Here is a 6,648-nt window from a genome sequence, read left to right as displayed (position 1 = left end):
AACTTCAACGCCGTGCCGGTCGACGTCGACCGGCTGCAGCGCACCGGCGAATCCGGCCCGCTCGTCATGCGCGAGGGCGTGGCGTTCGTGCGCTGGAGCGCCACCCAGCCCGAGGCCCTTGCAGAGCTCTCGGGATATCTCATGGACCGGGCCGAGCTGCTCGCGCACCCGCCGAGCGGCGCCGGGTAGCGGTTTCGTTGCAGCTTCGTGTCCGAAGATGACAGCAGAGATGCGGCTACCTCGTCGTAGCCTCTTGTGAGCGTATGTCGATTAACGTGGCAGCAACGCCGACAGGGGGAAAGACAGCATGACCGAGAACGTGACCGGTGCCGAGAACGCGGCCGTGGGCGCAACCGCCCGGACTGCGACGCTCGACGCCTCGGCCACCGCCGGCTCCCAGCCGACCTGGATCTCGGTCGAGCACCCGCCGCGCAAGAAGCACCTCGGTCTCTGGTTCGGCATCCCCGGCGGGTTCGTCGCCGCGGCCGCCGTGGCCGCCTCCCTCCTCCTCATCGCCCCCGGCGTGACCGTCGCCGGCGCCTCGGTCGGCCTCACCACCCCGGGCGGCGCTCGCCAGGCCATCGAAGACCGCCTCGCCGACCTCACGATCCACATCGGCGATGCGACGCTCACCGCCGCTCAGCTCGGCGCGACCGTCGACGCGACGTCGCTCGCCGCCGATGCGCACAGCGAGCACCCCCTGTGGAACGTCACGGCGTGGAATCCGCAGCCCTCCGCCGGCAAGGTCACGATCGACCCGGCCGTGGCCCTTCCGGCGCTGAGGCAGGCCGCGCCGCAGCTCTTCTCCGATGCGACCGACGCCGGCGTCGTGTTCGACACCAAGTCCGGGAAGTTCACCGCCACCGCGGCCGAGCCCGGCCGCGGCGTCGACGTCGCGGCGCTCGCGACCAGCCTGACCGACGCACTCGGCTCCCCCACGGGCACCGCCCTCGGGCTCGGCGCAGCACCCGCCACGGCGTCCTCGGTGACGCTGCACCCGAAGCAGACCGAGGTCGACGCCGCCGCCACGACCGCGAAGGCCCAGTCGTTCGCCGACAAGCTCAACGCCCAGGCCGACTCGGCCGGGTTCTATCTGCAGGGCACGCGTGCCGCAGCGGTGTCGCTCGCCACCGTCGCCTCGTGGATGGAGATCAAGGCCGACCCGACGACGGGCGAGTTCTCGGTCACGCCGAAGCAGGCGGCCATCAACGCGGCCGTGGCCGACCTGCCCGCAAAGGTCAACAAGTCGGCGCAGAACGCCACGGTCGTCACCAACTCGGCCGGCAAGACGCTGCGCGTCGTCCAGCAGGGCCACGACGGCTTCGGCATCAGCTCGACCGACGGCGTCGCCGCGCAGATCGCAACAGACCTCACGAACTCGAACCTCAAGTTCTCGCTCCAGGGCGAGGTGCAGAAGTACACGACGACCACCGTCTTCCGCCGCCTCGAGGTCGACAAGAGCGCCGGCATGACCTACCTGTACGAGGGCCCGAAGGCCGGGCAGGAGAAGCTGATCGCGACCTACCCGATCGCGATCGGAAAGCCCGGTCACGACACCCGCGATGGCCACTACACCGTCTACACCCAGCTGCCCACGCAGGACATGGGCAACTGCGATGGGAAGCACCCGCAGTTCGACTACTGCACGAAGAACGTGCCGTGGATCTCGTACTTCGACGGCGACCAGGGCTTCCACGGCACCTACTGGCACAACAACTTCGGCCCCGGCGCGCGCATGAGCCACGGCTGCGTGAACATGCGCATCGCCGACGCCCTGACCGTCTACAAGTTCGCGCAGGTGGGCACCGAGGTGTGGGTGCACGAGTAGGCCGACGGCGCCGGAGCGGCTCACTGCCCGGGCGGCCCACTGCCCGGGCCACCGGCGCCACCCGACCCGCCAGACGGGCCGAAGCCGCCGCTCGTGCTGCCGCCGAGGCGGCTGCTGCTCGAGCTCGAGGTGCTGTCGCTGCTCGTCGTGGAGGACAGATCGGCCAACTCGACCTGATCGCCTGCGGCGAGCCCCGAGGTGATCTGGGTGCGGTCGGACCCGACTGCGCCGACCTCGACACTCGTGGTGACGAGCTTGCCGTTCTTCACGACGTAGACGGTGTACTTATCACCCGAGGCGACGTGCACCGCCGAGCTCGGAACGCTCAGCACGTCCTTCGCGGTCGTGATGCTGACGTCGAGGTTCGCCGAGGCACCGTTGAGCAGCGCAGCATCCGTGTCGTCGAGCTTGATCTTCACGTCGTAGCTCGGCGTGCTTGAGTCACTCGCAGTGTTGAGGACACCGATCGAGCTGACGGCGCCCGTGAGCTTTGCGCTCACACCTGAGACGGTGGCGGATGCCTGCTGCCCCACTTTCAGCGCCCCGATGCCCGTCACCCCGACGCTCGTGTCGACGACCCAGCCGTTGTCGCCGACGACCGTGATCGTCTCAGTGCTGGAGCTCGCGGTGACACTCTCGCCCGCGCTCAGTGACACGGATGCGACCGTTCCGCCGATAGGCGTCGTGAGCGTGGCCATGGTGAGGTTCTCCTGCGCGACGGCGAGCTGCGCCTTCGCACTGGTGACCGCGGCCTCATCGGCGACGATCTGCTCGGCGGATGCCGCGGTCGAGGCCTGGCCGGTGCCGGTGGCTGCGCCAGAGCCCGAGCCCGAGCCCGAGCCCGTCGCCGAGCTTCCCGAGCCGGCGGAGCCGGAACCCGACGCTGCCCCCGAGTCAGAGCCGCCGGTCGTCGGCGCCTGGCTGCTGCCGGAACCTGCACTGCCGGAGCTGCTCGAGCCGCCGGAGCCGGCGCTGCCGCTCGACGGCTCCGCCGCGGAGCTCGCGGCGTCCTGCAGCGCCGTCACGGCGGTGGTGAGCGCCGTCTCGTCGGAGGTGAGCTGCGAGCCGAGGCCCTTCAGGTTCGTGAGCGTCGTGCCGAGATCGGAGATCCCGGTGGCGACGTCGGTGCCGGCCGACGCCCCGTCGGCCGGCGTCCCGCCGCCCGTGAGCGCGGTCGCGACCGCCGCCTGGCAGCTCGCGAGGTCGTTCTGGGCCTGTGTGAGGTCGTCGGCGGAGTCGGCCGTGTCTTCGGCGAAGGCGGCGCACGCACTGGTCGAGGCATCCGTGCCGAGCAGCGCGTTCAGCGTCGTCTGGACGGCACTGATCTCGGTCTGCGTGTTGGTGACGGCATCCGTCAGCTCGTCGTAGTCCGCGATCAGCGCCTTCTGCGCCGCCTGCACCGCCGCGATCTGCGTCGCGAGCGACGTCGAGCTCGACGAGGTCCTCGCCGCGATCGTCACATAGACGGTCGTGACGATCTTCTCGGCGCTCGACGCGGACGATTCTGACGAGGCGGTCGCCGCGGACGAGGTGCTCGACGAGGACGAGGTGCTCGACGTCGAGGTCTGCGAGTCCTCGTCGGATTCCAGCGTCTGCTCCGCCGTGGTGACGGCCTGCTCGGCGCTCGTGATCGCGTCCTCGAGCGAGTCCGTGTCGAGCGTCGCGAGCGTCGCGCCCGCTTTCACGGTCTGGCCGACCTTCACCTTCACCGCCGAGACGGTGCCTGCGACCTGGAAGGACTGCTCAGCCTCGGACGCCGAGGCGACGGTGCCGCTCAGTGTGGAGGTCTGCACGACATCGGCCTTCGCGGCCGTCGCCGTGCGGTAGCCGGGGCCGCTGCCGGCGAGTTGCGCATAGGCGGTTCCGCCCGCGGCCACGGCGAGCACGACGCCGACGGCCGTGCCGATGACGATGCGCTTGCGGCGCCGAGCGCGACGCCGGCGAAGTTCCCGGGACTCAGCCATTCGTGCTGCCTCCGTCCGAGCTGTCGTTGCCGCTGCCACCGGGGCCGCCCTGGCCGCCAGGGCCACCGGCACCGCCGAAGCCCGAGGCGCAACTGCCGTCCGAGTCCGGCGCGCTCACGGTGATCGACGTCGCGCTGACCGTGCCCGAGTCGTCCGCCTTGCCCTGCACGGCAGCGCACTGGCCGACGACGAGCGCGGAGCTCGAGGTGGTCTGCTGCTTGGTGTAGGTGGTGGACGAGGTGACGGTGACCTTCTTGGTCGAGGTCTTCTTCGTCTGCGGGTTCGTCACCTTGACGGTGATCGTGTCGCCGCTGACCGCGGTGACCTCGCCGCTGGTCGGTGCCGTGAAGTTCCCGGATGGGCCCGAGCCCTTCGCCGCTGAGGGCATGCCGCTCGGCATATCGCTCGGGCGGGACGCGGAGCCCGAGCCGCCACCGCTCGGTGCACCGCCGCCGCCCAAGCCGGTGGTGCAGCTGCCGTCGACCGCGGCGGTGATGCTGACCGAGGTGATGCCCGCTGCCGAGCTCGACGATGAAGAACTCGAACTCGACGTGCTGGGCATCGACGAGGCCGTGATGCACGAGCCGACCGTGACGTCGGAGAGCGAGGCGGTGGCGTTCGTGAGGATGCTGGTGCTCGAGTTGTAGCTGACCGCCGTCTGCGAGGAGCTGTCCTGCACCTGGAGTGTCGTGCCGTCGATCGCGGCGATCTCGCCCGAGACGCCGCCGCGCTGCCCGCCGGACCCGCCCTGCTGGGCGGTGGAGCCGGAGTCGGACTTCGACGAGGTTCCGGAGGAGGTCGAGTTGGAGCTGCAGCCCGCGAGCGTCAGCACGGCGGCCGCGGCGAGCGCAGCGCCGATGGCGAAGGGGGTTTTCCGGGTCATGTTCTTCTCCTTGATTCCGTACGTGTTCGACTTATTCGGTGCGCAGCGCGTCGATCGGGGCGAGCCGGGCGGCGCGGGTGGCGGGGTAGACGCCGAAGACCAGGCCGATGCCGATCGCGACGACGAGAGAGAGTCCGACGGCGGCGCCGCTGATGACGATCGTCGAGCCGATGGCGGCGGGCAGGGTGAGGGCTGCGAGGACGCCGAGGCCGGCCCCGACGATGCCGCCGGTGAGTCCGAGGATGGCGGCCTCGACGAGGAACTGGTTCCTGATCGCCCCGGGTGGCGCGCCGAGCGCCTTCCGCAGGCCGATCTCGCGCGTTCGCTCCGAGACCGAGACGAGCATGATGTTCATCACTCCGATGCCGCCGACCAGCAGCGACAGCGCCGCGATGCCCGTCAGCAGCACGGTGAGCGTCTTGTAGACGCTGGTCGCCGTGGACACGAGCGCGTTCTGGCTCGAGATGCTGAAGTCCGCGTCGGACGAGTCGGTGATGTCGTGTCGGTTCAGCAGGAGGCTCTTCGCCTCCTGATAGGCCGCGGGAAGGGCATCCGCCGAGGTCGCCTGCAGATAGACGGTCGAGACCGAGTTCGCCGAGGTGCCGCCGACCAGGTCCTGCTGCATCGTCGAGAGCGGCACGAGCGCAAGGTCGTCGAGGTCCGTCGTCGAGCTCGAGCCGGTGGGAGCAAGCACGCCGACGACCTCGAAGCTCTGCGAGTCGATGGTCACCGACTGACCGACGACACTGGTTGAGCCGAACAGCTCGTCGGCGGTCTCGCTGCCGAGCACGACGACGGCCGCGTTCGCATTCACCTGCGCCTGCGTGATGAACGAGCCGGATTCCAGGGTGCGGCTGCGCACCGACTTATACGACGGTGTGACGCCGTCGACCGTGGTCGTCCAGTTGGTCGATCCGGCGGTGAGCTCATCGGAGCTCGACTTCTCGGCATCGACCGCCCTGATGTCGGGCGCGTTCGACTTCTCCGCCAGCGCGTTCGCGTCGGCGAGGGTGAGCGTCGAACCGGTGCCGAAGCCGCCGCGCACGCCGGTCGACGAGGTCGTCGACCCGGGCGAGACGATCAGCAGATTCGAGCCGAGCGAGGAGATCTGGCTGGACACGTCCTTCTGAGTGCCGAGGCCGAGCCCGACCGTCAGGATCACGGCGGCAATGCCGATCAGGATGCCGACGACGGTCAGGATGGAGCGCATTCGATGCGCGTTGATGGCGAACCAGCTGGTTCGCAGGGTCTCCTGCCAGTTCATGCCGCCGTCAGCTCCTCAGCCGTGATCAGGCCGTCGCGCACGTGCACGACCCGGCGGGCGCGCTGGGCGACCTCGTTCTCGTGGGTGATGAGGACGATGGTGCGGCCCGCCGCGTGCAGCTGGTCGAACAGCGCCAGCACGTCCGCAGTCGAAACCGAGTCGAGGTTTCCCGTCGGCTCGTCGGCGAGAATCATGGTCGGCTCTGTGACGAGGGCGCGCGCCACAGCGACGCGCTGCTGTTGCCCGCCGGAGAGCTGGCCCGGCTTGTTGTTGACGCGGTCGCCGAGGCCGACCCGCTCGAGGGCGGCGACGGCGCGCTGCCGGCGCTCCTCTCGCGGGACACCCGCGTAGATGAGCGGCAGCTCGACGTTCCGCCAGGCCGACAGGCTCGGCAGCAGGTGGAACTGCTGGAACACGAACCCGATGCGCTTGTTGCGGATGTCGGCGAGGTCCTCCTCGTCGAGTTGCTCGACGTCGTCGCCGGCGAGCCGGTAGCTGCCACGGGTGAGGGTGTCGAGGCATCCGAGAACGTTCATGACAGTGGACTTGCCGGAGCCGCTCGGGCCCACGACGGCGACGTACTCGCCCTCGCGGATCGCGAGGTCGATGCCGCGCAGAGCCTCGAACTCGATCGTGCCGGTCTTGTAGGTCTTGCCGGCGCCCAGCAGCTCGATGACGGGGCCGCGGGAAGGAGTCGGGACGCCCATGT

Annotated in this window: 5 protein-coding genes and 1 pseudogene; 2 read left to right on the top strand and 4 right to left on the bottom strand. The window is 69.9% G+C overall.

All coding sequences use genetic code 11. From position 1 onward, the window contains the following. Together ACM2XV_RS10980 and ACM2XV_RS10975 are read left to right on the top strand one after the other, a co-directional pair. A pseudogene (locus ACM2XV_RS10980) lies at window positions 1-189 on the top strand (hypothetical protein); the annotation flags it as partial. 118 nt (window positions 190-307) lie between these two features. Beyond that, a complete protein-coding gene (locus ACM2XV_RS10975) occupies window positions 308-1,828 on the top strand; it encodes a L,D-transpeptidase family protein (RefSeq protein WP_487026954.1) in 1,521 nt (506 codons plus the stop codon). A gap of 20 nt (window positions 1,829-1,848) precedes the next feature. Here ACM2XV_RS10975 and ACM2XV_RS10970 read toward each other — a convergent pair whose 3' ends face one another. Genes ACM2XV_RS10970 through ACM2XV_RS10955 form a run of 4 tightly spaced genes read right to left on the bottom strand, consistent with a single transcriptional unit; the run spans window position 1,849 to window position 6,646 of the window. Beyond that, window positions 1,849-3,792 (bottom strand): efflux RND transporter periplasmic adaptor subunit, encoded by a 1,944-nt coding sequence (locus ACM2XV_RS10970; protein ID WP_487026953.1) that lies wholly within the window; start codon window positions 3,790-3,792, stop codon window positions 1,849-1,851. After that, a complete protein-coding gene (locus ACM2XV_RS10965) occupies window positions 3,785-4,675 on the bottom strand; it encodes a DUF5666 domain-containing protein (protein WP_487026952.1) in 891 nt (296 codons plus the stop codon). The genes ACM2XV_RS10970 and ACM2XV_RS10965 overlap by 8 nt, the downstream gene beginning before the upstream one ends. A gap of 31 nt (window positions 4,676-4,706) precedes the next feature. Continuing rightward, window positions 4,707-5,939: an ABC transporter permease gene (locus ACM2XV_RS10960; protein ID WP_487026951.1), complete on the bottom strand. Its 1,233-nt coding sequence runs from the start codon at window positions 5,937-5,939 to the stop codon at window positions 4,707-4,709. Then, window positions 5,936-6,646, bottom strand: a complete 711-nt coding sequence (locus ACM2XV_RS10955; RefSeq protein WP_487026950.1) for an ABC transporter ATP-binding protein — start codon at window positions 6,644-6,646, stop codon at window positions 5,936-5,938. The genes ACM2XV_RS10960 and ACM2XV_RS10955 overlap by 4 nt, the downstream gene beginning before the upstream one ends. Between the last annotated feature and the right edge of the window lie 2 nt (window positions 6,647-6,648).

The organism is Gryllotalpicola sp. CP2-P1 (genome assembly GCF_057512245.1).
Note: the sequence above shows the minus strand (reverse complement) of the source record. Positions and strands in the feature narration are given on the sequence as shown.